At 71.5% G+C, this 22,537-nt stretch carries 23 protein-coding genes, 3 tRNA genes and 2 pseudogenes; 12 read left to right on the top strand and 16 right to left on the bottom strand.

Annotated features, from left to right (window positions below; genetic code table 11):
- Positions 1 to 149: 149 nt before the first annotated feature.
- The 5 genes and pseudogenes from E1292_RS55920 to E1292_RS51570 all read right to left on the bottom strand — a co-directional run.
- Positions 150 to 410: pseudogene (locus E1292_RS55920) on the bottom strand (TniQ family protein); the annotation flags it as partial.
- A gap of 23 nt (positions 411 to 433) precedes the next feature.
- Positions 434 to 1,378 carry a TniB family NTP-binding protein gene (locus tag E1292_RS33230; protein WP_246090506.1) on the bottom strand — a complete coding sequence of 315 codons (945 nt, stop codon included), beginning with the start codon at positions 1,376 to 1,378 and terminating at the stop codon, positions 434 to 436.
- Complete coding sequence (locus tag E1292_RS56175; protein WP_246090505.1) at positions 1,375 to 2,322, bottom strand: TnsB C-terminal domain-containing protein; 948 nt, start codon at positions 2,320 to 2,322, stop codon at positions 1,375 to 1,377. Before E1292_RS56175 ends, E1292_RS33230 begins: the two co-directional genes overlap by 4 nt.
- Positions 2,280 to 3,053 (bottom strand): TnsB C-terminal domain-containing protein, encoded by a 774-nt coding sequence (locus tag E1292_RS56170; RefSeq protein WP_246090504.1) that lies wholly within the window; start codon positions 3,051 to 3,053, stop codon positions 2,280 to 2,282. The genes E1292_RS56175 and E1292_RS56170 overlap by 43 nt, the downstream gene beginning before the upstream one ends.
- Before the next feature lie 644 nt (positions 3,054 to 3,697).
- Positions 3,698 to 3,847, bottom strand: a complete 150-nt coding sequence (locus E1292_RS51570) for a hypothetical protein (RefSeq protein WP_165974866.1) — start codon at positions 3,845 to 3,847, stop codon at positions 3,698 to 3,700.
- A 6-nt stretch (positions 3,848 to 3,853) separates the two neighbouring features.
- Here E1292_RS51570 and E1292_RS33220 point away from each other — a divergent pair, with 6 nt between their 5' ends.
- The 4 genes from E1292_RS33220 to E1292_RS33205 all read left to right on the top strand — a co-directional run bounded on the left by E1292_RS33220 (position 3,854) and on the right by E1292_RS33205 (position 7,201).
- On the top strand, positions 3,854 to 4,789 hold the full coding sequence (locus tag E1292_RS33220; RefSeq protein ID WP_132600272.1) for a hypothetical protein: 936 nt from the start codon (positions 3,854 to 3,856) through the stop codon (positions 4,787 to 4,789).
- Positions 4,782 to 5,543, top strand: a complete 762-nt coding sequence (locus E1292_RS33215; RefSeq protein WP_132600269.1) for an IclR family transcriptional regulator — start codon at positions 4,782 to 4,784, stop codon at positions 5,541 to 5,543. Before E1292_RS33220 ends, E1292_RS33215 begins: the two co-directional genes overlap by 8 nt.
- A gap of 6 nt (positions 5,544 to 5,549) precedes the next feature.
- Positions 5,550 to 5,786, top strand: coding sequence for a hypothetical protein (locus tag E1292_RS33210; protein WP_132600266.1), 237 nt, complete (start codon positions 5,550 to 5,552; stop codon positions 5,784 to 5,786).
- A 77-nt stretch (positions 5,787 to 5,863) separates the two neighbouring features.
- Complete coding sequence (locus E1292_RS33205; protein ID WP_132600263.1) at positions 5,864 to 7,201, top strand: APC family permease; 1,338 nt, start codon at positions 5,864 to 5,866, stop codon at positions 7,199 to 7,201.
- Positions 7,202 to 7,300: 99 nt separating this feature from the next.
- Here E1292_RS33205 and E1292_RS33200 read toward each other — a convergent pair.
- The 4 genes from E1292_RS33200 to E1292_RS33185 all read right to left on the bottom strand — a co-directional run bounded on the left by E1292_RS33200 (position 7,301) and on the right by E1292_RS33185 (position 8,226).
- Positions 7,301 to 7,375 (bottom strand) — tRNA-Val (locus E1292_RS33200).
- Position 7,376: 1 nt separating this feature from the next.
- Positions 7,377 to 7,450: transfer RNA gene (locus tag E1292_RS33195), tRNA-Cys, on the bottom strand.
- Between the two features lie 14 nt (positions 7,451 to 7,464).
- Positions 7,465 to 7,536: transfer RNA gene (locus tag E1292_RS33190), tRNA-Gly, on the bottom strand.
- A gap of 15 nt (positions 7,537 to 7,551) precedes the next feature.
- On the bottom strand, positions 7,552 to 8,226 hold the full coding sequence (locus tag E1292_RS33185; protein WP_132600260.1) for an ACT domain-containing protein: 675 nt from the start codon (positions 8,224 to 8,226) through the stop codon (positions 7,552 to 7,554).
- Positions 8,227 to 8,430: 204 nt separating this feature from the next.
- Between E1292_RS33185 and E1292_RS33180 the strand changes: the two genes are divergently transcribed.
- A complete protein-coding gene (locus E1292_RS33180) occupies positions 8,431 to 8,865 on the top strand; it encodes a hypothetical protein (RefSeq protein ID WP_132600257.1) in 435 nt (144 codons plus the stop codon).
- 108 nt (positions 8,866 to 8,973) lie between these two features.
- Positions 8,974 to 10,083, top strand: a complete 1,110-nt coding sequence (gene dusB, locus E1292_RS33175; protein ID WP_246090503.1) for a tRNA dihydrouridine synthase DusB — start codon at positions 8,974 to 8,976, stop codon at positions 10,081 to 10,083.
- 5 nt (positions 10,084 to 10,088) lie between these two features.
- Here the strand turns inward: dusB and E1292_RS33170 are convergent, their stop codons facing one another.
- Positions 10,089 to 10,868 carry a phytanoyl-CoA dioxygenase family protein gene (locus E1292_RS33170; RefSeq protein ID WP_132600254.1) on the bottom strand — a complete coding sequence of 260 codons (780 nt, stop codon included), beginning with the start codon at positions 10,866 to 10,868 and terminating at the stop codon, positions 10,089 to 10,091.
- A 41-nt stretch (positions 10,869 to 10,909) separates the two neighbouring features.
- Here E1292_RS33170 and E1292_RS33165 point away from each other — a divergent pair, with 41 nt between their 5' ends.
- The 4 genes and pseudogenes from E1292_RS33165 (at position 10,910) to E1292_RS51565 (ending at position 13,602) form a co-directional block, all read left to right on the top strand.
- Positions 10,910 to 11,803, top strand: coding sequence for a helix-turn-helix domain-containing protein (locus E1292_RS33165; protein WP_220447179.1), 894 nt, complete (start codon positions 10,910 to 10,912; stop codon positions 11,801 to 11,803).
- Positions 11,804 to 11,826: 23 nt separating this feature from the next.
- On the top strand, positions 11,827 to 13,137 hold the full coding sequence (locus tag E1292_RS33160) for a beta-N-acetylhexosaminidase (protein ID WP_246090502.1): 1,311 nt from the start codon (positions 11,827 to 11,829) through the stop codon (positions 13,135 to 13,137).
- A pseudogene (locus E1292_RS55915) lies at positions 13,107 to 13,382 on the top strand (tyrosine-protein phosphatase); the annotation flags it as partial. The gene E1292_RS33160 and the pseudogene E1292_RS55915, both read left to right, overlap by 31 nt.
- Positions 13,383 to 13,443: 61 nt before the next feature.
- Positions 13,444 to 13,602 carry a tyrosine-protein phosphatase gene (locus E1292_RS51565; protein ID WP_165974865.1) on the top strand — a complete coding sequence of 53 codons (159 nt, stop codon included), beginning with the start codon at positions 13,444 to 13,446 and terminating at the stop codon, positions 13,600 to 13,602.
- Between the two features lie 96 nt (positions 13,603 to 13,698).
- On the opposite strand, the gene E1292_RS33150 is transcribed toward E1292_RS51565, so the two are convergent.
- The 4 genes from E1292_RS33150 to E1292_RS33135 form a co-directional block, all read right to left on the bottom strand.
- Positions 13,699 to 14,193, bottom strand: a complete 495-nt coding sequence (locus tag E1292_RS33150) for a DUF2087 domain-containing protein (RefSeq protein ID WP_181958332.1) — start codon at positions 14,191 to 14,193, stop codon at positions 13,699 to 13,701.
- Between the two features lie 195 nt (positions 14,194 to 14,388).
- A complete protein-coding gene (locus E1292_RS33145; RefSeq protein ID WP_132600242.1) occupies positions 14,389 to 16,896 on the bottom strand; it encodes a DEAD/DEAH box helicase in 2,508 nt (835 codons plus the stop codon).
- Complete coding sequence (locus E1292_RS33140; RefSeq protein ID WP_132600239.1) at positions 16,893 to 17,444, bottom strand: GNAT family N-acetyltransferase; 552 nt, start codon at positions 17,442 to 17,444, stop codon at positions 16,893 to 16,895. The genes E1292_RS33145 and E1292_RS33140 overlap by 4 nt, the downstream gene beginning before the upstream one ends.
- 47 nt (positions 17,445 to 17,491) lie before the next feature.
- Entirely contained in the window at positions 17,492 to 18,778 is a 1,287-nt protein-coding gene (locus E1292_RS33135; protein WP_132600236.1) for an acyltransferase family protein, read from the bottom strand.
- 184 nt (positions 18,779 to 18,962) lie between these two features.
- Here E1292_RS33135 and E1292_RS33130 point away from each other — a divergent pair, with 184 nt between their 5' ends.
- Together E1292_RS33130 and E1292_RS33125 are read left to right on the top strand one after the other, a co-directional pair.
- Positions 18,963 to 20,210: a sensor histidine kinase gene (locus E1292_RS33130; RefSeq protein WP_132600233.1), complete on the top strand. Its 1,248-nt coding sequence runs from the start codon at positions 18,963 to 18,965 to the stop codon at positions 20,208 to 20,210.
- On the top strand, positions 20,201 to 20,848 hold the full coding sequence (locus E1292_RS33125) for a response regulator transcription factor (protein ID WP_132600230.1): 648 nt from the start codon (positions 20,201 to 20,203) through the stop codon (positions 20,846 to 20,848). Before E1292_RS33130 ends, E1292_RS33125 begins: the two co-directional genes overlap by 10 nt.
- A gap of 147 nt (positions 20,849 to 20,995) precedes the next feature.
- On the opposite strand, the gene mihF is transcribed toward E1292_RS33125, so the two are convergent.
- The gene (gene mihF, locus E1292_RS33120; protein ID WP_043641121.1) at positions 20,996 to 21,301 is read right to left on the bottom strand and encodes an integration host factor, actinobacterial type; all 306 of its coding nucleotides are present in this window, start codon (positions 21,299 to 21,301) and stop codon (positions 20,996 to 20,998) included.
- 604 nt (positions 21,302 to 21,905) lie between these two features.
- On the bottom strand, positions 21,906 to 22,537 hold a 632-nt coding region (locus tag E1292_RS33115), incomplete at its 5' end, for an ROK family protein (RefSeq protein WP_132600227.1).

Below are 22,537 nucleotides of genomic sequence, written 5' to 3'. Positions count from 1 at the left end.
GGCAGACCCGTCGTGCCGTCCGCCACGGGCGACTCTGCGCTGGTAGCCAGGGCACCCAGCGTTTGACGACGTGATATCCGGCCCGGCCTGGCGGCAGTAGAACCGAGTCCTGCCGGACATAGGCAGAGAAGGCAGCCTGGCCGTCGACGGGATTCAGGGTGTCGGCCAGTGATCGTCATCCGGCGCAGCCGGCCCACCTCGATGCCGGTCCGGGCACCGAGCGCGTACACGATGCTCGTGGGCGTCTGGTAGTCCAGGTCTGCGCTGCGGTCGAACTGTGCCGACGCCGGGCCGAGGTTGTGAGTCAGTAACTGCTCGACCGACAGGCGGTACAGCCCGGCGAGACGGCCGAGCCAGGAGGTGAGCGCCTCGCCGGGGCCGGGTTCGGGGTGAACGGGCCAGCGGCGCACACTGTCCGACACGCCTTCGCGCCTCACACCAGCTCGCGTTCGAACTTGCGCCGCCGCTCGGTCGGGCCGGCGTAGGAGGCCAGGAGCAGGGTGCGCTGGTTGATGGCCTCCTCGCCGGACTCGATCGCCGCGACAGCGGCCTCGGTGAGCAGCGCGGCCAGCTCCCCGATGGTGCCCTCGCTGCGGGTAAGTAGGTATTCGGTCGTCTCCGGGGTGGCCAGGTAGGAGGGGCGGCGCAGCGGGAAGGCGGCGGCGAAGCTGGCCAGCAGGGTGCTCGCCTCCCGGCCGGGCTCCCAGCGCGGCAGCACGAAGGGCGCGAAGCGGTTCTCCAGCTGGTCGTCGGAGCGGATCGCCAGATAGGCGTCCCGGGTGCCGACGCCGACCAGCGGGACCCTCAGTTCGTTGCCCAGGAAGCGCAGCAGGTTGAGGAACTCGCGGCGCGCCTCGCCGCGCCCGGCCACCACGTTGTGCAGTTCGTCGATCACCAGCATCCGCGCGCCGGCCTGCCGCAGCAGCCGCACCGCGAGCTGCTCATGTTCGGCCAGCCGCTGGCGAGGCCGCAGCGGCGCGCCGAGCGCGCTCAGCAGCGCGGTGTAAAAGCGGGCCACGTGCGGGTCGGAGGGCATCTGCACCATCAGCACCGGGATCTCCTCCCGGTCCGGGTGCCAGATCGGCGGGTGCAAGCGCCGGAACTTCTCCATGATCATCGACTTGCCGTTGTTGGTCGGCCCGATCACCAGCAGGTTCGGCATCCGTTGCTTGGCCGGCCAGTCCAACAACGTGTTCAGCTGGTCCAGCGCCTGCGTTGCGCGGGTGTAGCCGATCCACCGATCCGCCCGTACCCGGGCCAGCCGCTCGGTGGCGGGCAGCCGGGCCACCGGCCGGGCGCTTTCATGCAAGTGCGACAGATCCTCTGCCGACCCTGGCTCCGGCTCGATCTCCGGCTCGATGTCTTGCTCGCTGCTCACCACTGCTCGATCACCTCGAACGGCCGCACCGGCGTGTCGTCCGCCCACCCCTTGCCCGGCGGCGAGGTCGGCGGCGGGGGCGCCGGCGAAACTGCTCGCGGTACGGGGGTCGCCGAGCGGCGCTCGACATCCCGGCGCGCCCGGCGGGTCTTGGCCGCCGCGTTCTCGGTGATCTGCCGCATCTGCTCCACCATGGCGAACAGGGCGTTCTCATCGACCTGGGCGCGGCCGCTCTCGCGCAGCCGGGCGATCGCGGCGCGCTGCTCCCACACGCTGATCGGCGGGCGCGACAGTGTCCGGTACGGGACCGGCAGGTAAACGTGCCCGTCAGGGTCCAGCACCCAGACCCGGGAGATGTCGCGCGGGTCGCGGCGCAGCACGAACTTCTCCAGCCGATCCCGGCGGGCGATCCAGGGCTTGAGCACGTCGCTGTAGTACTGCACGTGGTCAACCGTGAAGCCGGTACGGGTCAGCGTCCGCCGGATCACCGGCAGGAAGTCGACCAGGAACGCCGTCTCGCTGGTCACCGTGGCCGGACGGCCGTCGGCGGCGAGGCCTTCGGCCCACCGTCCGGCCGGGGTCTGGCCCAGCGTGCCGTGCACCTGGCCGTGATAGGCGGCCACCGCCAGGGCCAGCCACCGGTTCAGCTCGGCGACGGTCAGCACCGCCCTGGCCTGGCTGTCGTAGCTGCCGCGCTCGGCCGGGTTGGAGAAGGTCGTGCCGGGCAGTTCGTGCACCATCTGCATCATCGTGCCGATCAGCCGCTCGATGATGCCGCCGAAGTGCGGCATCCCCTTGGGCCGGTACGTCAGCATGATCCCGTGCTGCACGCAACCCCGGCGCAGCGCCTCGCTGCGGAACTCAGTGGCGTTGTCCACGTAGATCTCGTGCGGCTTGCCGCTCATCGGCCAGGCCACCGCCTCCACCCGAGCCGCTCCAGCCACGGCCGCTTGTCGCACACCGTGTGCGCCAGGCACAGTCCGGACGACAGCGCCGACGGCGCCTCCAGCGTGACCACCAGGCCGACCACGCAGCGGCTGGCCACGTCGATGGCCGCAGTGACGTACGGGCGGCCGATCGGCAGCCGATGCCGCTCGTCGACCACCTCCAGATCGATGGGCGTGTGGTCGATCTGGACCTGCTGTAGCAAATCTTCGATGCTCGGCGGATCGCCGCCCGCCGAGCGCAGGCGGCGCGCCCCGTCGGCGCCCTCCCGCGCCGCGGCGGCCGTCGCCGGATCCAGCGCCTCGATCCGCCGCGCCAGCGTTTTGCGCGCTGGCACTGACATACCACCGGCTCGGCACCGGCGTACGACCTCCCGGTAGACCGCCGCCACCGAGCGCCGCTGACGGTTCAGATACCGCGCGTCGATGACCTCCCGCAGGATCGCCTCGACCGCCGCCGGCAACCGGCCTTGCCCCCGGCCGCCGCTGGAGCGCCGGGGAAGCAGGTCCGACACGACGCCCTCGCCCGCGCGCCACCGGCCCAGCAGCACGTACACCTGACGCTGCGAGATCCCCAGTTCGGACGCAGCCGCGTCCGCGGCCGCCGCTCCCACCTGCGGCTCGGCGGCCAGCCGGCCGATCACCTCCGCCTGGCGTACCGCCACGTCCCACGCCTCATGCGGGGCGGTCAGCACGCCCCGCTCAATGATCTGCGCCCGCCCGCCATCCATGCCGGGACCTCACCGTCGCGCACGCGAGTAGGGGAACAACTGCACCGTAGCGCAAAGAACTACGGACAAGTCGGTGCTTCATAGTCCTCTGCACAGACGCTCGAAAGCCCAGGACAGCCGTGCACACAACTTGGGAAAGTGACAACCATGCTGCGGAAGGGATGGACGGTCGATGCGGAGCGGCTGCAATTGGACGACCGCGGCGACGGCACGGCCGTCTACCGGGTCGAGACGCACGCTGGAGTGTTGTCGTTCGTGGCGTTCAGCACCGAGCCGGGCTTCGTGGACCGCACCCCGCGGATCATCGGCCGGAGCTGGGACATGGTCGGCGCGCTGCTCGAAGGCGAGGCCGACGCCGGGCGGATCGAGCAGACGCGGACGGAGCTGCCCAAACTGTACGCGGGCCGCGCCGCGCCGGGATCGCTCGTGTGGTGCCGGTCCAACCGGAGCCTGCGGGCGTTCGAGCACGCGGTGGGAGCGCTGGCCGGCGTGCGGCAGCCCGGCCTCGACCGGCTGCGCCACGTCGGCTACCTCATGCGCAACACCGGCCTGGACGCCAACGGCACGTTCGGCACCCGCACCTACCTGTCCTACGGGCCCGACCATCCGCTGAGGGCGCCGTATCACGCGCAGATGCTCACCGCCTACCTGATCGCGAATTCAGCTTCGACCTGTGCGATCACCTGGCCCGCGCCGCCGGCCCCGGCGCCGCCCGGCTCGCCCCCGCGCTGCGGCGCCATCTCGGCCTGGGCAACGGGTCGGCGCTGGGCCTCGTGCTGTTCGTCGCCAACCATCCGCGCATGGTCGACCGCTGGCTGCGCGTGCGCGAGGACGCCCTGGCGCGGGCCAGACGGCTCTGCTTCCCGGCCGGCGACCCGGCGTACGGGCGGCTCGTCAGTCTGCTCGACGGCGCGATCGTCCACCGCGAGCAGGACCCCGTGCGCTACGGCGTCTTCCCCGCCGGGCCCCGGCTGGCCGCCGAGCTGCGCCAGGTGCGGGAGCATGCGGCCGAGCTGCGCGATGAGGGCCCGCGCGGGCCGTACCCATTCGAGACGTTGCGGCGGGCGGTCGAGGCCACGGTGGCCCCCGAGACCGAGGAGATCCTGAACGCGCTGCTCATGGAGCTCCTGCCGGACGAGGCGGACGGGGAGTTCGACCGGCTCGTCGTGGACGAGCGGCTCATCGGCGACCCGGGCATGACGGTGCGGGAGTTCGGCGCGATGCTGCGCGGGCCGTACGCGTGGGCGCACGACCTGCCCCTCGCCGACGAGGCGCGCCGGGCCAGGGTCTGGTACAAGTCGCGGGCCGCGGAGGAGCCGCGGTCCGGGCCGCGCGAGCAGTTCCCCGGCGGTTTCGACCTGTCGGTGGACGTGCCCGGCGACGTGCGCCGGCTGTCGCGGCTGATGGCCCGCTACGACCCGCGCAGCCGGGTGGGCCGGGCGCTCTTCGACCATCCGGAGGAGCGGGCGGCGGTCGAACGGCTCCAGGCGCTGCGCGACCTGCCGTACGCGCTGCCCCGGATGGACATGCTCGACCTGGACTTCCTGCCGGTGCACATCATCCGGCTGGCCAACACCGCCTTCTACGGTCTCGACCGGACGAAGGACTTCCTGGGCCGCACCCTGCGCGGCCTGATCTTCCAGGGCGCTCCCACACGCGCCGAGCTGGCCGCTGGAGACCCAGGCCCGTGGTGGCAGCCCCGCGAACCCGACACCGAGGACATGACCCTTGACTGAGAACAACGCGCCGCGAACCCAGCCGCTGAGCACCGCGCTCAAATGCCTCAAGATGCTCGAAGTGGTGGCCGGTGCCGAGCGCTCGGTACCCGTCGCCGAGCTGGCCCGCGAGCTCGGCCTGACCCGCGCCGCCGTGCACCAGCAGCTCGTCACCCTGGTCGCAGCCGGGTGGATGGAGCAGGCCGGTGACGGCACCTACCGGCTGACGTTGCGGCCGGCCCGCATCGGGCAGGCGGCGCTACGCCAGGCAGGGCTGGGCGAACGTGTGCTGCCGGTGATGGAACGCCTGGTGGACGTCGTACGCGAGGCCGTCTCCCTGGCCATACTCGAACGCGGCACCGCCACGATCATCCAGCGCATCGAACCCGGCCGTCCTCTCCAGGTGGACCTGCGGGCCGAGGCCAGGATGCCGATCAGCCGCAGCGCGTCGGGGCAGGTGCTGCTGGCCTACGCGACCGAGCGCCAGCTCGCCGAGCTGCGCGAGCTCGGCGCCGAGCTGCCCGAGGAGGACGAGCTGGCGCGGGTGCGCGAGCGCGGTTACGCGACCTCCGAGGGCCGCTGGCTGGAGGGCGTGCTCGGCATCGCCGCCCCCGTGTTCGACGTCGAACGGCGGTGCGTCGGGGCGCTGAGCGTCGCGGGGCCGAGCAGCCGGTTCGACCACGAGAAGGGCATCCGCGCGCTGGGCGACGCGGTCGCCGAGATCAACGAGGTGCTGTCGGGCGGGCCGGCCACCACCCGAGGGGAGCGGCCGTGAAGGCGCGTGCCGCGGGCGTACGGCGTGCTCCGCGGGATCGTCCGCGGCACGGGGGAGGGCGCGGCCGAGGATGTGGACCTGGTCACGCCGGACTTCGCGGCGCTCGGGGCGTCGTTCGGGATCGCGACGCGCCGGATCACGGACGCGGCCGGATTCGACACGGAGTTCGCCGCCGCCGTGACCCGTCCGGGGCCCACGCTCCTGGACATCGATCTGACCGCCCTGGCTCCCATCCGCAGGTGAGCGGGCGTCGTAACGGCCCGGCCGCGTGGGGTAGCCGAACCCGGTGTCAGGAACCGTGATCGGGGAATGAGATCTGCATGACGAGCGCCGCACCCGAGGCCGGCCACGTTCCCCTCAAGCGGGCTATCGGCCCCAAGCTTCTCATCCTGTTCATCATCGGCGACATCCTGGGCACAGGCGTCTACGCGCTGACCGGCACCGTGGCCGGCCAGGTCGGCGGCGCCCTCTGGGTGCCCTTCCTGATCGGCTTCGTCATCGCGATGCTCACCGCGATGTCCTACGTCGAACTGGTCACGAAGTATCCCAGGGCGGCGGGCGCCGCGCTCTACACCCAGAAGGCCTTCAAGAAGCCCTTCTTCACGTTCATGGTCGCGTTCACGGTGATGTGCTCCGGCCTCACCTCGGCCAGCGCGGCGGCCCGCGCGATCGGGGGCGACTACCTGGAGGCGTTCTTCACGTTGCCGAGCGTGGTGGTCGGCATCGTCTTCATCGTCGCCGTCGCGGCGCTGAACTACCGGGGCGTCTCCGAGTCGGTGAAGACCAACATCGTGTTCACGCTGATCGAGCTCTCCGGCCTGCTGGTGATCATCCTGATCGGCGTCTACACCGTGTTCACGGGGGCGGGCGAGCCCTCCAGGCTGGTCGAGATCGACGCCGAGCAGGCGGGCGGCCTGATGTACGCGCTGCTCGGCAGCACCGCACTGGCCTTCTTCGCGTTCGTCGGGTTCGAGGACTCGGTGAACATGGCCGAGGAGACGCAGGACCCCTCACGGAACTTCCCTCGGGCGATCTTCCTCGGGGTGGCGATCACCAGTGTCGTCTACATCCTCGTCGCCATCACCTCATCGCTGCTCGTCGCGCCCGGGGTCCTGGAGGAGTCGTCCGGCCCGCTGCTCGAGGTGGTGAAGGCCGGCGGGCTCAACTTCCCGCCGCAACTCTTCGCCGCGATCGCCATCTTCGCCGTCGCCAACTCGGCTCTGATCAACATGATGATGGCGTCCCGGCTCGTGTACGGCCTGGCCAACGAACGTGTGGTGCCCCGCCGCCTCGGATGGGTCGATCCGCGCCGCCGCACTCCGGTGATCGGCATCATCTTCACCACCGCGCTGGCCATCGCGCTCATCTCGACGGGAGAGATCGCGGGACTCGGCGACACGACCGCGTTCCTGCTGCTGTGCGTCTTCACGATCGTCAACGTGGCCGTGCTCGTGCTGCGCAAGGACCGGGTGGAGCACGCGCACTACCGCACGCCCACGGCCCTGCCGGTGATCGGCGCCGTGCTGGCCTTCGTCCTGGCGAGCCCGCTGACCGGCCGGCCCGCCGAGGTGTACATCCGGGCCGGCCTGCTCCTGGCCGTCGGGCTGCTGCTGTGGTTGATCAACTGGCTGGTGGTGCGCCGCCAGAGCGACGCTTGATCGCTCGAACGGCGGCGCCGCTCAGCGCGAGCGGCGGAACGGCCACGGCATACAGCACGAAACCCCGGCTCCGACGAGAAACCGGGGTTTCGCTCCAGCTGGTGGACGATACTGGGATTGAACCAGTGACCTCTTCCGTGTCAGGGAAGCGCTCTCCCGCTGAGCTAATCGTCCGTGGAGGTGGCGACGGGATTTGAACCCGTGTGGACGGCTTTGCAGGCCGCTGCCTCGCCTCTCGGCCACGCCACCGAGCCCGAACTCCGAGCGGAAGACGGGATTCGAACCCGCGACCCTCACCTTGGCAAGGTGATGCTCTACCACTGAGCCACTTCCGCGTTGCTCCGACAACTCTAGCGGGTTTTTCGACCGGATGCTTCCGGTCCTTCGTCGTGGAGCAGCCGGACCATGCTGCGTTCGGTCGCGGGCAGGCTGAGGAAGATCTCCAGGATCCTCGTCAGGCGGTGCACCTCGATGCGGTGGAAGGAGGGGCCGTCGGAGCGGGCCAGCACCAGGGACAGCGCCAGAGGAGGCAGCGGGGCGTGGATGACGTGCAGGTCGGCGCCGAGGGTCAGGGCGATGGGGCGGGCCGGGACGTCGGCCGGGATGGCGGGCGGCTGCTGCGGGGCGCGCCAGCTCGCATAGACCATCTGCTGCTCGGCCGTCGTCGTGGCGGCCCAGTCGGCGCTGAACAGCACGGGAAGCGAGTCGACGAGCGTGCTCAGCGCCCGGTCGCCCGCCGTGGTGATGTATTTGAGGATCTCCAGCTCGGGGTAGGTGCCGGGAGCCTCCCGGGTGGTCCAGACGCCCTCGACCGTCACGCCTTCGACGCTTTCCAGGCTCTTGACCAGCGCCTGCCTGGGCGCGCCCGCCGGGTTGAAGATCGTGATGTCGTCGACGGCCCGGCCGGCGCCCCGGTCGAGCACGGTCACCTGGGTGATGTCGGCCCCCGCCGCCCCCAGGACCCTCGTCACCTGGGCCAGAGAGCCCGGCCGGTCGGGCAGCACCAGGCGCACTCGAAGAAGCATCCGTGTCCCCCCGCGTGAAGATGCCGGTTCACAGTTTATCGGTGAGGTGTCCGAGGCCGCCTCCCTGATGGTCCGGCAGGCTATGACGTCTGCGGCATGGCCGGCCGGTCACGTCGGAAACGCTGAGGAAACATCCCGGCCCATAGAAAGTCCTGACGCATCACAGCAGGACGTTCGGACAGGCGGAGTCAGCTTCTGTTCGATATGTCCATAAACGGGAGGATGTTCATGCGAATGCTCACGGGAATCGCCGCCGGCGTCATCACCGCGGCCATGCTCACGGTGGGCTCCGCCGGGGCCGCGGCTGCCACCCCCGGCGACGCGGCGGTCACCGACGAAGCGGTGGTCACCCCTGACGTGGGGACCAAGGACGTCGAAAGGAAGAAGTTCGACTGCAAGACGCCCAAGGGGAAGAAGCTCAGCGTTTCCTGGGGTACCGGCACGAACATCTCGACGACCATCTACTTCAACAACCACTGCAACCAGAAGCGCACCATCCAGACGTGGGTCGACGGCGCCGGTCTCCCGGAGCCGGTGAAGAGCAAGTGCCTCACCGTGAATCCGAAGACAAAGGGGGACAAGAAGTTCTCGACGTTCGGCCGCACCGTCGTCAAGGTGACATCCCCGAAGAAGTGCTGACGCGGCGCCGGACGAGCTGAAGTCTCGTCCACGGCCGGGTGCGCGCGCCGGCTGTCACACCCATGGGCGAATACCGCTCGCGGCCTGACCTGCGCTACAACTGAGCGGGTGAAGATTGGGCCGATCGAGGTGTGGCCGCCGGTGGTGCTCGCGCCCATGGCGGGCATCACCAACGCGCCGTTCCGGGTGTTGTGCCGGGAACAGGGCGCGGGATTGTTCGTGTCAGAGATGATCACCACGCGGGCGCTGGTCGAGCGTAACCCCAAGACGCTCAGGATGATCCGGTTCGCGGAGTCCGAGCGGCCCAGGAGCATCCAGCTGTACGGCGTCGACCCCGCCACCGTGGGCCGGGCGGTCCGGATGATCGCCGAGGAGGGTCTCGCCGACCACGTCGATCTCAACTTCGGCTGCCCGGTGCCCAAGGTGACCAGGCGCGGGGGCGGGTCGGCGCTGCCGTACAAACGCCATCTGCTGCGGCGGATCCTGCGCGAGGCCGTCGCGAACGCCGGGGCGCTGCCCGTGACGATGAAGATGCGCAAGGGCATCGACGACGATCACCTGACCTATCTGGACGCCGGGCGCATCGCGGTCGAGGAGGGGGTCGCGGCGATCGCCCTGCACGCCCGCACGGCCCGCCAGCACTACGGGGGCGTGGCCGACTGGGAGGCCATCGCGCGGCTCAAGGAGGCCGTGCCGGAGATCCCCGTGCTGGGCAACGGCGACATCTGGTCCGCCGACGACGCGCTGCGGATGGTGGCGCGCACGGGCTGCGACGGCGTGGTCGTCGGGCGCGGGTGCCTCGGCCGGCCGTGGTTGTTCAAGGACCTGGAAAACGCGTTCAACGGCAGCCCCGAGCGGGCCAGGCCGGCGCTCGGCGACGTGGCCGAGACGATGGCCAGGCACGCCGAGGGGCTGACCGGGTGCTTCGACATCGAGCGCTACGCGGTGGCCGACTTCCGCAAGCATGTCGGGTGGTATCTGAAGGGATTCACGGTCGGGAGCGAGTTGCGGCGCGAGCTGGCCACGGCCGAGTCGCTCGACGGGCTGCGCGAAGGTCTGGCCAAGCTGGATCACGACCAGCCGTGGCCGCCCAACACCGACACCCCGCGCGGGAAGTCGGGTGAGCGGTCCAAGGTGCTGCTGCCGGACGGATGGCTGGACGATCCGTGGGACTGCGTGGTGCCGGAGGCGGCCGAGTCGGACGTCTCCGGCGGCTGACGCGCTCAGTGCGGGCCGATGATCTCGGTGCCGCAGGGGCCGCCGCCCACGGACGGCTCCAGCCGGACGCGCTCGCCCGACATCGTGAGCGTCGGGTAGTACTCCGCGATGCGCTCGGCCGAGCGGCCCGCGTAGTGGCAGATGAAGCTGCGCCTGAACCGGTGGCTCGTGGTGTTGGGCTCCGAGCCGTGCACCAGGCTGCCGTTGAAGAACAGCACGTCGCCGGGGTCCATGTCGACGGGCACCCGTTCGAGGCCGGGCGGCGGTGGCACGTACTCCCTGGTGAACGACGCGCCCTGGTCGGCCTCCTCCGGGCAGAACAGGTCCATCAGGTGCGTTCCCGGCACCACCTCCAGGCCGCCGTTCGCCCGGTCCACCCGGTCGAGCGCCACCCAGGCGGCCACGCAGGTGCCCGGCTCGACGCGGAGGTAGAAGTTGTCCTGGTGCAGGGCCTGGCCCCTGGCGCCCGGCGGCTTGAAGTAGAACATGCTCTGGGCTGCTATCGGCTCCTCGCCGAGGAGGTCGCGGAGTATCGCGGCGATGCGCGCGTCCAGCAGGAAGCGCAGGGCCACGCCGTTCACCTGGTGCGGGTGCATGATGCGCGGATAGTCGCGCAGGATGTCGTACGGCCGGCCGGGCTCCTGCGGCTGCGGGGCGAAGTGCCCGGGGATCGGCCCCCTGGCGTGCAGCGCCATGAACTCCTCGCGCAGCTCGGCCACCTCCTCCTGCGAGAGGAGGGCGGGCGCCAGCATGAATCCCCGGTCGTGGAAGTCGTTGAGCCTCATGGGTCTCACGCTAGAGAGGACGTTCGTGCGACGGTATGCCTGTGACCGCTGAGGACCTGTCTGTTCCTGCTGCCGAGCTGTTGATCGTGGGCCACTACGACAAGGCGCCCGGCTACGCGACGCGCCGCCCGACCGGATCGCCCAGCTGGCTGCTGTTGTGGACCGAGGCGGGGGAGGGGCTCGTCGAGCAGGGCGGCACGTCGTTCGCGACGGGCGCGGGCGACCTGGCGGTGCTGGGCTCGGGAGTGGCGCAGCACTACCGGGTGCGGGCGGGCGCGGAGCGGTGGCGGTTCTGGTGGGCGCACTTCCAGCCGCGGCCCGGCTGGGCGGCGTGGCTGGCGCCGTACGCCGAGGGAGACGGCTGCCATCTGGTCGCCGGGGTGCCGCCGTACGTGCACGAGCGCGTCGATCTGGCGTTCCGGCGGGCGCTCCAGGACGCGCGATGGACGCCGGGGCTCGCGCGGGTGGCGCCGGCCGAGGCGCGGGTCCCGGCGCTGGCCGTGGGCGGGCCGGCGCGGGAGCTGGTGCTCGGCGCCGTCGAGGAGGTGCTGGTGCTGGCCACCGCGTCCGCGCGCCCCGAGGACACGCGGACGGGCGAGGAGGGCGACGAACGTGTACGCCGTGCCCTGGCGATCATCGCGGCCGAGCCCGGCGCCCCGCATTCGGTGGCCTCGCTGGCCCGCGCCGTCGCGCTCTCGCCCTCCCGCTTCGCCCACCTGTTCGCCGAGGAGACCGGTCAGACCCCCATGCGTGTGGTACGCCGGGCGCGGGCCCGCCACGCCGCGAGCCTGCTGGAGGTGACCGACATGGACGTCGGCCAGGTGGCGGTGGCGTGCGGTTTCGTCAGCCCCTTCCACTTCAGCAGGGCCTTCGGCAAGGAGTACGGCATGCCGCCCCGCGAATATCGTGCCCGCCTGCGCGGCGTCAGCGGCTGACCGGGAGCGGTCCGCTGTCGGGAGTGAACAGCTGGTCGTCCAGGTGGTCGGCGGCAGGCGGCCCCTTCCGGGTGCCCGGCGCGTACGTCGAGGACGAGCCGCGCTTCGGCTGGCGCGGCTGCATCCTCGACGTCGCCCGGCATTTCATGACAAAGCATGATCCGCTGAGGTTTATCGACCTGATGGCCCTGCACAAGCTGAACGTGCTGCACCTCCACCTCACCGACGACCAGGGCTGGCGGCTGGAGATCCGCCGCTACCCCCGGCTCACCGAGGTCGGCGCGTGGCGCGCGGAGAGCCAGATCGGCTGGAACGGCGCCATGGACGGCCGCCCCCACGGCGGCTACTACACCCAGGACGACATCAGGGAGATCGTCGCGTACGCCGCGCGGCGCCACATCACGGTCGTCCCGGAGATCGACGTGCCGGGACACACCCAGGCCGCCATCGCCGCCCACCCCGAGCTGGGCAACCTCGGCGTGCCCTTGGAGGTGCGCACGACCTGCGGGATCGGCGAGAACGTGCTCAACGTCGAGGAGAGCACCATCGCGTTCCTTCAGAACGTGCTCGACGAGGTGATCGAGCTGTTCCCCTCGCCGTACGTGTGCGTGGGCGGCGACGAGTGCCGTAAGGACCAGTGGAAGGCCAGCCAGGCCGCCCAGCGGCGGATCCGCGAGCTGGGACTGAACGACGAGGAGGAGCTGCAGAGCTGGTTCGTGCGGCGGCTCGGCGACCACCTGGCCACGCGCGGGCGCAGGCTCGTCGGCTGGGACGAGATCCTCGAGGGCGGGCTCGCGCCGGGCGCCGTGGTGGCGTCGTGGCGCGGCGACCTCGGGGCCGTCGCCGCCGCCCGGCGCGGGCACGACATCGTCAACTGCGCCAACACCTCCGTCTACCTCGACTACCGGCAGGGGCCGGGGGAGGACGAGCCCGTACCCTTCGGCACCGTGCTCGCGCTGGAGGACGTCTACGCCTTCGAACCCGTCCCCGCCGAGCTGCGCGGGCGGCCGGACGCCGCGCGGGTGCTGGGCGCGCAGTGCGGCGTGTGGACCGAGCTGATCGACTCCAACCGGCAGGTGGACTACATGGCCTTCCCGCGGTTGGCCGCCTTCGCCGAGACCGTCTGGAGCCCGGCAGACCGCGACCTGCCGGACTTCCGTGCCCGCTTGTCCGCGCACCTGGGGCGGCTGGACGCGATCGGCGTGGAGTACCGGCGCGCGTCGGGGCCGCTGCCCTGGCAGACCCGCCCCGGCGTGCCCGGCCGCCCCGAGGACCCGGCCGCCTGGCAGGCCACGATCGACTCATGGACCAGCAACCTCAGGGACCTGCGATGACCACCCCTCCGGAACCGGCGCGGCCACCCGCGGATTCGCGGACGCTGGCGTGGCCGGGGTGCCGGAACGTGCGGGACCTCGGCGGGCTGCCCGTCTCCGGCGGCGGCCGCGTCCGCAGGGGCGCGCTCATCCGCGCCGACCGCCTCCGGCCCGAGACCGTGCCCGCGCTGGCGGAGATCGGGGTGGCCCTGGTCGCCGACCTGCGCCTGGCCGCCGAGTGCGCCGCAGAGCCCAGCCCGCTGCCGGCGGCTCCCGCGGCGCTGCACGCGGTCGCGCCGGCTCTTCGCCGAGGTGACGGCGGCCACGATGACCGCCACGCTCACCCACCTGCGCGACCGGTACGGGGGAGCGGAGGCGTACCTGCTGGGCGGCGGCCTGCCCCCGGCGGACGTGCCCCTCCCGCGCGCCCGCCTGACGAACGCACCCGCCTGGCGGAAGCGCGGAGTGAGCCGCCCGCCTGGCTGAGATGTCCCCTGCAGTGGGCCCTTTCCCTGGCTGGGCCGGTCGCCTGGATGGGGTGTTCGCCGGACGGGACCCCCGGTGTGGCGGGCCGGGGGCCCGTCAGACGTCGACCGGGCCGCCGCTGCGCCAGTAGACGTTGCCCTCCCGCGACAGCAGCCCCTCGTCGACCAGGTAGCGGCGCAGCGCCGCGTAGTCGTCGTGGAAGGCTCGCAGCGCCACGTTGACGTCCTTCTCCGGATAGCGCGCCCCCGGCTCGAACACCCGCACGATGTGCCGGAGCACGACGAGCCGCTTGTCGCGCCGCATCGTCGTGGTCGTCAGCCGCCCGTCGACCAGGAACGCGCGCAACACCCGCTCCTCCGCGCCGAGCTCCTCGGCCGGCTCCGCGTGGGCGCGCAGCAGCTCGCGGAACCGCTCGGGCGTGGCCCGCCACTTGCCGTCGTCGTCGCGGGCGGCCAGGCCGCCGGTGGCCAGCTTGTGCAGCACCTTGGGGGACAGGTCGCCGGGGAGGCCGAGCGCCAGGGCGGCGAAGGCGCGCAACGTGTCGTCCTGGGCGAGCAGCCCGAGGACGCGCCGGAGGTCGTGGTCGTTCACCTCACCTATTTTGTCCTATGATCGACGGGAGGCTTCCTGACTCTTTGTAACCGTCCATGTCACGAAATGTCTCGATCTTGAGACATGGTCATGACACGACCTCAACGCTGCGAACCGGACACTTAATCGACAGGCCTGTGCCGGGGCGCCCTTGCCAGTCCGTTCCGGCACAGGGCTTGTCGCTTCTCCAGGATCTCAGAGGCGGTTGAGCCCGATCACGTGGAGCACGGCCCGGCCCTCCTCGTCGGAGGCGGCCAGGTCGACCTGGGCGTCGATGCCCCAATCACCGTCGCCGGCCGGATCCCTGATCGTCTGCCGGACCTTCCACAACCCGCTCTCCTCCTCGATCCGCAGCAGCGCGGGCCCCCGCGCGTCGGCGTCGGTGAGGATCTCCTCGTGGTCGTCGTAGTACGCGTCCAGCGCCGCGCCCCAGTCGACGTCGGGGGCGAGCTCCTCCAGCTCGTCCTCCTTCTCGACGGCGCAGAGCTCGACCAGCCGGAACATGGCGTTGCGCACCAGCACCCGGAACGCCCGCGGGTTGGCGGTGACCGGGCGCACCTTGGCCTCCAGCTGGTCCTTCTGCTCCAGCACCGCGGCCGGGTTGGTCAGCTTCTCCCACTCGTCGATCAGCGACGAGTCGACCTGGCGGACGAGCTCGCCGAGCCACTCGATCAGGTCGACCAGGTCGTCGGTCTTGAGATGCTCCGGCACCGTGCGCGACAACGTGCGGTAGGCGTCGGCCAGGTAGCGCAGCACCGTGCCCTCGGACCGGGCCAGCTCGTAGAACTGGATGTACTCGGCGAACGTCATGGCCCGCTCGTACATGTCGCGCACCACGGACTTCGGGCTGACGGTGTAGTCGCCGACCCACGGATGCCCGCGCCGGTAGGTTTCGTACGCCCCGAGCAGCAGGTCGTCCAGCGGCATCGGATACATGACCTCGGCCAGCTGCTCCATCCGCTCCTCGTATTCGACGCCGTCGGCCTTCATCTGCGCGACGGCCTCGCCCCTGGCCTTCTTGAGCTGGGCGGACAGGATCTGGCGCGGGTCGTCGAGGATCGACTCCACGATCGACACCACGTCGAGCGCGTAGGACGGCGACTCGCGGTCGAGCAGGTCGAACGCGGCCAGCGCGAACGTCGACAGCGCCTGGTTGAGCGCGAAGTCCTCCTGCAGCTCGATCGTCAGCCGGGCCCGCCTGCCCTGCTCGTCGGGCTGGGCGAACTGCTCGACGATGCCGCCGGCCAGCAGCGACCGGTAGATCGCGATGGCCTGGCTGATGTGCCGCCGCTGCCACTTGCGGTCCTCGTGGTTGTCGGTCAGCAGGTGCTTCATCGCCTGGAAGCAGTCGCCCGGCCGGTTGATCACCGCGAGCAGCATGGCGTTGCTGACCTTGAACCGCGAGTTGAGCGGCTCGGGCTCGGCCTCCTGGAGCTTGACGAAGGTGTCCTCGCTCCAGCCCACGAAGCCCTCCGGCGGCTTCTTGCGGGCATAGCCGCGCCGCCGCTTGGGGTCGTCGCCGATCTTGGCCAGCGCCTTGGCGTTCTCGATGTCGTGCTCGGGCGCCTGGCAGGCGACGTAGCCGATCGTGTCGAAGCCCGCCCGGCCGGCCCGCCCGGCGATCTGGTGGAACTCGCGGGCACGCAGCCGGCGCACCTTGTTGCCGTCGTACTTCGACAGCGCCGTGAACAGCACCGTCCTGATCGGCACGTTGACGCCGACGCCGAGCGTGTCGGTGCCGCAGATGACCTTCAGCAGCCCCGCCTGGGCGAGCCGCTCCACCAGCCGCCGGTATTTCGGCAACATCCCGGCGTGGTGCACGCCGATGCCGTGGCGGACCAGCCGCGACAGGGCGCGCCCGAACCGGGTGGTGAACCGGAAACCGCCGATCATCGAGGCGATGGCCTCCTTCTCGGCCTTCGTCGCCATGTTGATCGACATCAGGGCCTGGGCGCGTTCCATGGCGGCGGCCTGCGTGAAGTGCACGACGTAGACCGGCGCCTGGCCGGTGCTGAGCATCTCCTCCAGCGTCTCGTGCAGCGGGGTCATCCGATAGGAGTAGACGAGCGGCACCGGCCGCTCGGAGTGTTTGACCACGGACGTGGGCCGCCCGGTGCGCCTGGTCAGGTCGCGCTCGAACATCGACACGTCGCCGAGCGTCGCCGACATCAGGATGAACTGCACGCCGGACAGCTCCAGCAGCGGCACCTGCCACGCCCACCCGCGGTCGGGTTCGGCGTAGAAGTGGAACTCGTCCATGACGACCTGGCCGATGTCGGCCGCGGCCCCGTCGCGCAGCGCCACGTTGGCCAGGATCTCGGCCGTGCAGCAGATGATGGGCGCGCCCGGGTTGACGCTCGCGTCGCCGGTCATCATGCCGACGTTCTCGGTGCCGAAGACGGCGCACAGGTCGAAGAACTTCTCCGACACCAGCGCCTTGATCGGCGCGGTGTAGAACGTGCGGACGTCCCGCGTCAGCGCGGCGAAGTGGGCGCCGGCGGCCACCAGCGACTTGCCCGAGCCCGTCGGCGTGGCCAGGATCAGGTTGCTGCCGGAGACGACCTCGATGAGCGCCTCCTCCTGGGCGGGATAGAGGGTGAGCCCCCGCTCGGCGTTCCAGGCGACGAAGGCGTCGAAGATGGCGTCGGGATCGGCGTCGATGTCATCTGGCAGGCGGTCAACGAGTAGGCTCACGCCCTCTATCCTGCCGAAGTTTGCCCGATGGTCGAACCGGCTTCGCCCCGATCAGGCCGAACCGCCAGGTCGAGCTGGAGCAGGACGGTGTCGATCCAGCGCCCGTGCTTGAAGCCCACGGACCTCAGCCGGCCGGCCGCGGCGAAGCCGAACGCCTCGTGCAGCCGCGCCGACGACGGGTCGCCCGAGTCGGCGATCACCGCCACGATCCGGCGGGCGTGCGTCCGGCGCGCCGCTTCGATCAGCTCGCCGAGCAGCAGCCGGCCGAGCCCGCGCCCGGTCAGGCCGGGCGCGAGGTAGATGGTGTCCTCGACGGTGTGCCGGTAGGCGGGCTTGGGACGGTATTGGGCGAGGTAGGCGTAACCGGCGATCCGGCCGTCGACGTCGGCCACCAGGAAGGGCAGCCCGGCCCGCGTGACGCCGGCCGCCTTCGCCCGCCAGTCCTCCAGCGACGGCGGCGTCTCGTCGAAGGTGGCCACGCTGCCCGTCACGTAGTGCGCGTAGATGGCGGCGACGGCGGGCAGGTCGGCGTCGGTGAGGGCTCGGACCTTCGTCATGCCTTCCATTCTGCTCACCGGCGGATTACACCGGTGTTTCCCGCACTTCACGTCCCGGTGCGTGGCGCCGTCAGCAGCAGCCCGCCGAGCAGCGCGATCACCGCGAGGAACGGCCCGCCGCCGGGGGCGAAGCCGCCCACGGTGAGGGTCAGCACCCCTGCGCCGACCAGCGCGGTCGCCCCGAGCACGATGCCCCAGCCCGCCTTGCCGTACGGCAGCGCGGGCGGCGTCTCGAACCTGGCGAACCCCTTCAGCAGCGGCCACAGCACCAGGCACAGCAGCCCGAACCAGAGCGGCCATCCGGCGAACCAGAGCGCGCTGCCCGGCGCGGGCGTCTCGACGCCCAGCAGGACCACCACGACGCCGGTGACGGCGAACAGGGCCGGCATGTGCCACAGGTACACGGTCATGATCCGCGGCCCCGCCCAGTCCAGCAGCCGGCCCGTGGGCAGCCGCAGCAACCACGGCCGCAGCAGCACGGCCAGCCCGATCTGCCCGGCGGAGACGGCCAGCATGGCGAGGGTGGGCGGGGCCATGTTCGACATCTCGGCGCCCGGCAGCCCGATCATGCTGCCTGGATAGGGGCCGTAGGCCACCAGCAGCGCCGCCGCCCCGAAGCCGCCTGCCGCCAGCGCCCACGCGTGGCGCAGCCGGCCCTCGGCGTAGAGGAAGCCGAGCTGGTGCACGGCCAGCCAGACGAACACGATGTTCAGGTAGCCCACGGCGTCGAACCCGGTGGCGAAGCGCGCCACGTCCGTCAGCACCGCCCCGGCGGCCAGACCGGCGGGGACCCACAGGCCGTACCTCTCGTGCAGGCGCAGCGCGTACGGGGTGACCGTGACGGCGATCAGGTAGACGGCCAGGAACCACAGCAGTTGCCCGGTCAGCTTCGCGCCCACGTCGAGCGGCTGCTCGGGCACGCCCAGCGTGAGCAGGATGTGCGGCAGCGGGATCCACACCGCGGCCAGCGGCAGCAGCGGCCAGGCCAGCCGGCGCAGCCGCACCGCCAGCCACCGCGGCGCGCTCTTCCCGCTCCGCCCGAAGCCGATCGCGTTCGCGGCGCCGCCCGCGAAGAACACCAGCGGCATCACCTGGCTGATCCAGGTCACCACCCACACGCCGGGCGTGGACAGCGCGTTGCCCGTGGTCAGCCGGACCCCGTCGTACGACAGGACCGGGATGGTCCAGTGCTGCAGGACGATGAGCGCCATGCCGAACACGCGCAGCAGGTCGATGAACGGGTCCCGCGCCAGGGCGCGCACGCCTGCCGTGCGGCGCGGCCCTGTGGCTGCGGCTGTGGCCGCGGGGGTGGGGCGGTCCAGCAGGACGGTCATGGGGGCGCCTCGATTCGCAGGGGACGGATGACTCAAGGCTTCCGCCGCGGGCGCCCGCGCACATTGCCGCCGCCCACCCTGTCGAGGTCAAGATCGCACCACCGGCTCCGGTAGGGCTGGCCCTACCCCCGGACACCGGTGCACCCGCTCGTCCGGGGCGACGGGACGAAATAGCGTTGGGGCCATGCGCTCCCTGATGAGGCGTGTCCTTCTCGACACCCGTTACACGCTGGTGGGCTTCCCCACGACCGTCATAGGTTTCGTGCTCATGGTCGCCGGCTTCTCCGCCGGCACGGGCACTCTCGTCGTGTGGCTCGGCGTGCCGCTCCTGGCCGGCACGCTGATGATGGCGCGGGGGTTCGCCGACGCGGAGCGCGGCTGGCTGTCCGACGTGCTCAAGCGCCCTCCGGTGCGGCCCCGCTACAAGCCGGCCCCGCCCGGCGCGGGCTGGTTCCGCCGGCTGGTCAACCCGCTGACCAGCGGGCAGTCCTGGCTCGATCTGCTGCACGGCATCGTCAGCCTGCCGTTCGCCATCGTGGCGTTCGTGCTGACGGTCGTCTTCTGGACGATCCCCCTGGCGGGGCTGACCTGGCCGCTGTACGGCATCATCACCATGCGGATCCCCGGCAACACGGAGCTGCCCGAGCTGCTCGGCCTCGGCGACGGCTACGTCGTCAACTCGGTCTTCTACGTCAGCGTCGGCCTGGTCTTCGCGCTGCTCATGCCGTTCATGGTGCGCGGGGCCGCGCTGCTGCGGGCCGGGCTCGGCCGGGCGCTGCTGACCGGCGTGGCCGAGCTGCACGAGCGCATCGACGACCTGGCCGAGGGACGCGCCGCCGCCGTCTCAGCCGAGGCCAACGCGCTGCGCAAGCTGGAGCGCGACATCCACGACGGCCCGCAGCAGCGGCTGGTCTCGCTGGCCATGGAGCTGTCGAGGGTGCAGCGGCAGATCTCCAAGGACCCCGGCGCGGCGCAGACCACGCTCAAGTCGGCGATCACCGCCACCCGGGAGACGCTCGACGAGCTGCGCGCGCTCTCGCGCGGCATCGCCCCGCCCATCCTGTCGGACCGCGGTCTCGCGCCCGCGCTCGCCGCCCTGGCCGGGCGCTGCACGGTCCCCGTGGATCTGGACGTGCAGACGGTCGAGCGCTATCAGGCGTCGGTCGAGAACGCCGTCTACTTCGTCTGCGCCGAGGCTCTCACGAACGTTGCCAAGCACAGCCGAGCCACCGTCTGCACGGTCCAGCTTGTCCGCATCGGTGATGGTCTGATGCTCACGATCGGGGATGATGGTGTCGGCGGCGCGAGCGTCGCCAAGGGACACGGTCTCGCCGGGCTGGCCGACCGGCTCCGCGCCGTCGACGGGGAGCTGTCGGTCCACTCGCCCGAGGGAGGGCCGACAGCGATCGTAGCGGAGGTGCCGTGCGCGTAGTCGTGGCCGATGACGCGGTCCTGATCAGGGAGGGCCTGGTCAGGCTGCTCGAAGAGTTCGGCTGCGAGGTGGTGGCGACCGTCGGTGACGGTCCCGGCCTCGTCGAGGCCGTCGCCGAGCACAAGCCCGACGTGTCGGTGGTCGACGTGCGCATGCCGCCGTCGTTCACCGACGAGGGGCTCAGGGCGGCCGTCGAGGCGCGGCGCAGGGTGCCGGGCGCGCCCGTGCTCATCCTGTCGCAGTACGTGGAGGTCTCCTACGCCGACGACCTGCTGGCCGACGCCCGTGGCGCGGTGGGCTACCTGCTGAAGGACCGCGTCGTCGACGTCGACGAGTTTCTCGAGGGCCTGCGGCGGGTGTCCGCCGGCGGCACCGTGTTCGATCCGCAGGTGGTGTCCCAGCTGATGGTACGCAGGCGCAAGGACGACCCGCTGGCGCAGCTCACGCCGCGTGAGCGTGAGGTGCTCGGGCTGATGGCCGAGGGGAAGTCGAATCCGGCCATCGGGCGGCAGCTCGTGATCAGTGACGGGGCCGTGGAGAAGCACATCAGGAGCATCTTCAGCAAGCTCGGCCTCTACGCGGAGGACAGCGACCAGCATCGCCGGGTGCTCGCTGTGCTGACCTACCTGCGGTCCTGACTCTTATGTCGTTGTCGGTTCGCCCGCACCCTCGGCCCCGGCCCGCCGGCGAGCGGGGGCGGCTCCGCTCTCCGGTCCCTCCTCGGCCGCGCTGAGGGGTGGCTGGCCGGTCCGCGCGGCGCTGCGCGCGGACCTGGCCGCTCGGGGTCAGCCGAGCGCGTCGACCAGCTTCTTGCGCTGCTGGGCGCCCAGGCCGCCGAGACGGCGCTTCTCGTCGACGCCCGCCTCCTCCATCAGCGCGGTGGCCTTGGCCGGACCGACGCCCTTGACGGCGCGCAGCGCCTGGGAGACCTTGATCTTCTTCGCGATGTCGTCGTCGCGCTCGAGCAGCTGGGCGAACGTCAGCTCACCGGCCTTGACCTTGGCCAGCAGGGCGGTGCGGGCGGCACGCGCCTCGGCCGCCTTGGCCAGAGCCGCTTGACGCTGCTCGGGGGTGAGAGTGGGAAGTGCCATCTCTGTTCTCTCCTCGGGGAGTTTACGTTCGGGTTCTGTTACCCGTGGTGCAGTGGCTAATCATGGCGGATACCAGCGGTTCGTGTTGCGGAAAGCGCCCGGCTCAACGTGTCCGCCACCCCGTCGCGGCCGCTTCCGCGCACGCCATGTGCCGCGTGACCGTGCCTTCGCCGCCCCCACGCCGCCGACCACGCGTTCTCTCTCACCGTAGCCCCGCAGAGCGGGACGCCACCTCGGAGGCAGGCCGATCGGGCCCCGGCCGGCCCCGCGAGCGTGCCGTCGCGAGCCGCCGGCCCCGCGGGGTCCGTGGCACTCCCGCGCAGGGCGACCGGGGCACGCGCCCCGCCCGGCGCGAGCGCCCCTCCGCACCCCCCCGTACGCTGGGAAGACGCCGGACACCCCCGCACGTCCGCGGGCGCGACGGAGATCGCCGCGCACGGCTGGAACGCCCGCGTCACGGCCGCCTCCGTCATGGGGGCACGGGCTCCCGGTCCACGCGTTCCGCCGCCCGGATCATGGCGCTCCAGCTCGGCGGATCCTCGCAGCCGTACCGCCCGCCGGCGGGGGCCGCGCAAGATCGCAAACGTGTTCGGATGTGTGGGCGCTATAGCGGCTTATCTCCCTCCGGGGTGGAATGCGTCACATTTCGCCTGCCGGGCGTGTCGCGACCCTGGTCAGGGTGGTTTTCCCGCCACCTTTCGAGCCCTTCGGGACTCAGGAAAACGTCGAAGACCGACTCCATGGCGCCCAGCAGCGCCCCGCGCCAGCCCAGAGCCGACCCCTCGATCCTGGGCGGGGGGTCGCGGCGGATCGCCATGAGACGGGGCTCGCAGGCCCGCAGCAGCGTCCCGCCCGCACGCTCCGCCAGCTCCACGCCGTGGCCCGACAGGGTCACCACCTCGGGGTCGTGGGCGTTCACCAGGGCCGCGATCCCGCGGCCGAGCGCGGCGGCGCTGGCCGCCACCGCCTCCTCGCTCGTAGCCAGCACACGTTCGGCCTGCTCGCGTCCCCGGCCGCCGCCGTGCTCCAGGCCGACGTGGCGCAGCAGCGCGTTCGCGCCGACGTCCATGCCCCAGCAGCCGATCGCCCCGCACATGCAGGGCCGGTCGCCGCCGTCCAGCGGCATGTGCCCGAACTCGGCGCCGGTGCCGCTCGCCCCGCCCAGCGGGCGCCCCTCGACGACCAGCACGCCGCCCAGGTCGAAGTCCACATGCAGGTGCAGCCCCACCCGCACCC

The sequence above is a fragment of the Nonomuraea deserti genome (assembly GCF_004348685.1).
Classification (GTDB): domain Bacteria; phylum Actinomycetota; class Actinomycetes; order Streptosporangiales; family Streptosporangiaceae; genus Nonomuraea; species Nonomuraea deserti.
Note: the sequence above shows the minus strand (reverse complement) of the source record. Positions and strands in the feature narration are given on the sequence as shown.

Coding starts and splice junctions, on each gene's coding strand:
- E1292_RS56170 (WP_246090504.1), bottom strand. CDS start 3,053: ATGGATGGCGGGCGGGCGCAGATCATTGAGCGGGGCGTGCTGACCGCC.
- E1292_RS51570 (WP_165974866.1), bottom strand. CDS start 3,847: ATGGTTGGCGACGAACAGCACGAGGCCCAGCGCCGACCCGTTGCCCAG.
- E1292_RS33220 (WP_132600272.1), top strand. CDS start 3,854: ATGGTCGACCGCTGGCTGCGCGTGCGCGAGGACGCCCTGGCGCGGGCC.
- E1292_RS33205 (WP_132600263.1), top strand. CDS start 5,864: ATGACGAGCGCCGCACCCGAGGCCGGCCACGTTCCCCTCAAGCGGGCT.
- E1292_RS33185 (WP_132600260.1), bottom strand. CDS start 8,226: ATGCTTCTTCGAGTGCGCCTGGTGCTGCCCGACCGGCCGGGCTCTCTG.
- E1292_RS33180 (WP_132600257.1), top strand. CDS start 8,431: ATGTCCATAAACGGGAGGATGTTCATGCGAATGCTCACGGGAATCGCC.
- E1292_RS33170 (WP_132600254.1), bottom strand. CDS start 10,868: ATGAGGCTCAACGACTTCCACGACCGGGGATTCATGCTGGCGCCCGCC.
- E1292_RS51565 (WP_165974865.1), top strand. CDS start 13,444: ATGACCGCCACGCTCACCCACCTGCGCGACCGGTACGGGGGAGCGGAG.
- E1292_RS33140 (WP_132600239.1), bottom strand. CDS start 17,444: ATGACGAAGGTCCGAGCCCTCACCGACGCCGACCTGCCCGCCGTCGCC.
- E1292_RS33135 (WP_132600236.1), bottom strand. CDS start 18,778: ATGACCGTCCTGCTGGACCGCCCCACCCCCGCGGCCACAGCCGCAGCC.
- E1292_RS33130 (WP_132600233.1), top strand. CDS start 18,963: ATGCGCTCCCTGATGAGGCGTGTCCTTCTCGACACCCGTTACACGCTG.
- mihF (WP_043641121.1), bottom strand. CDS start 21,301: ATGGCACTTCCCACTCTCACCCCCGAGCAGCGTCAAGCGGCTCTGGCC.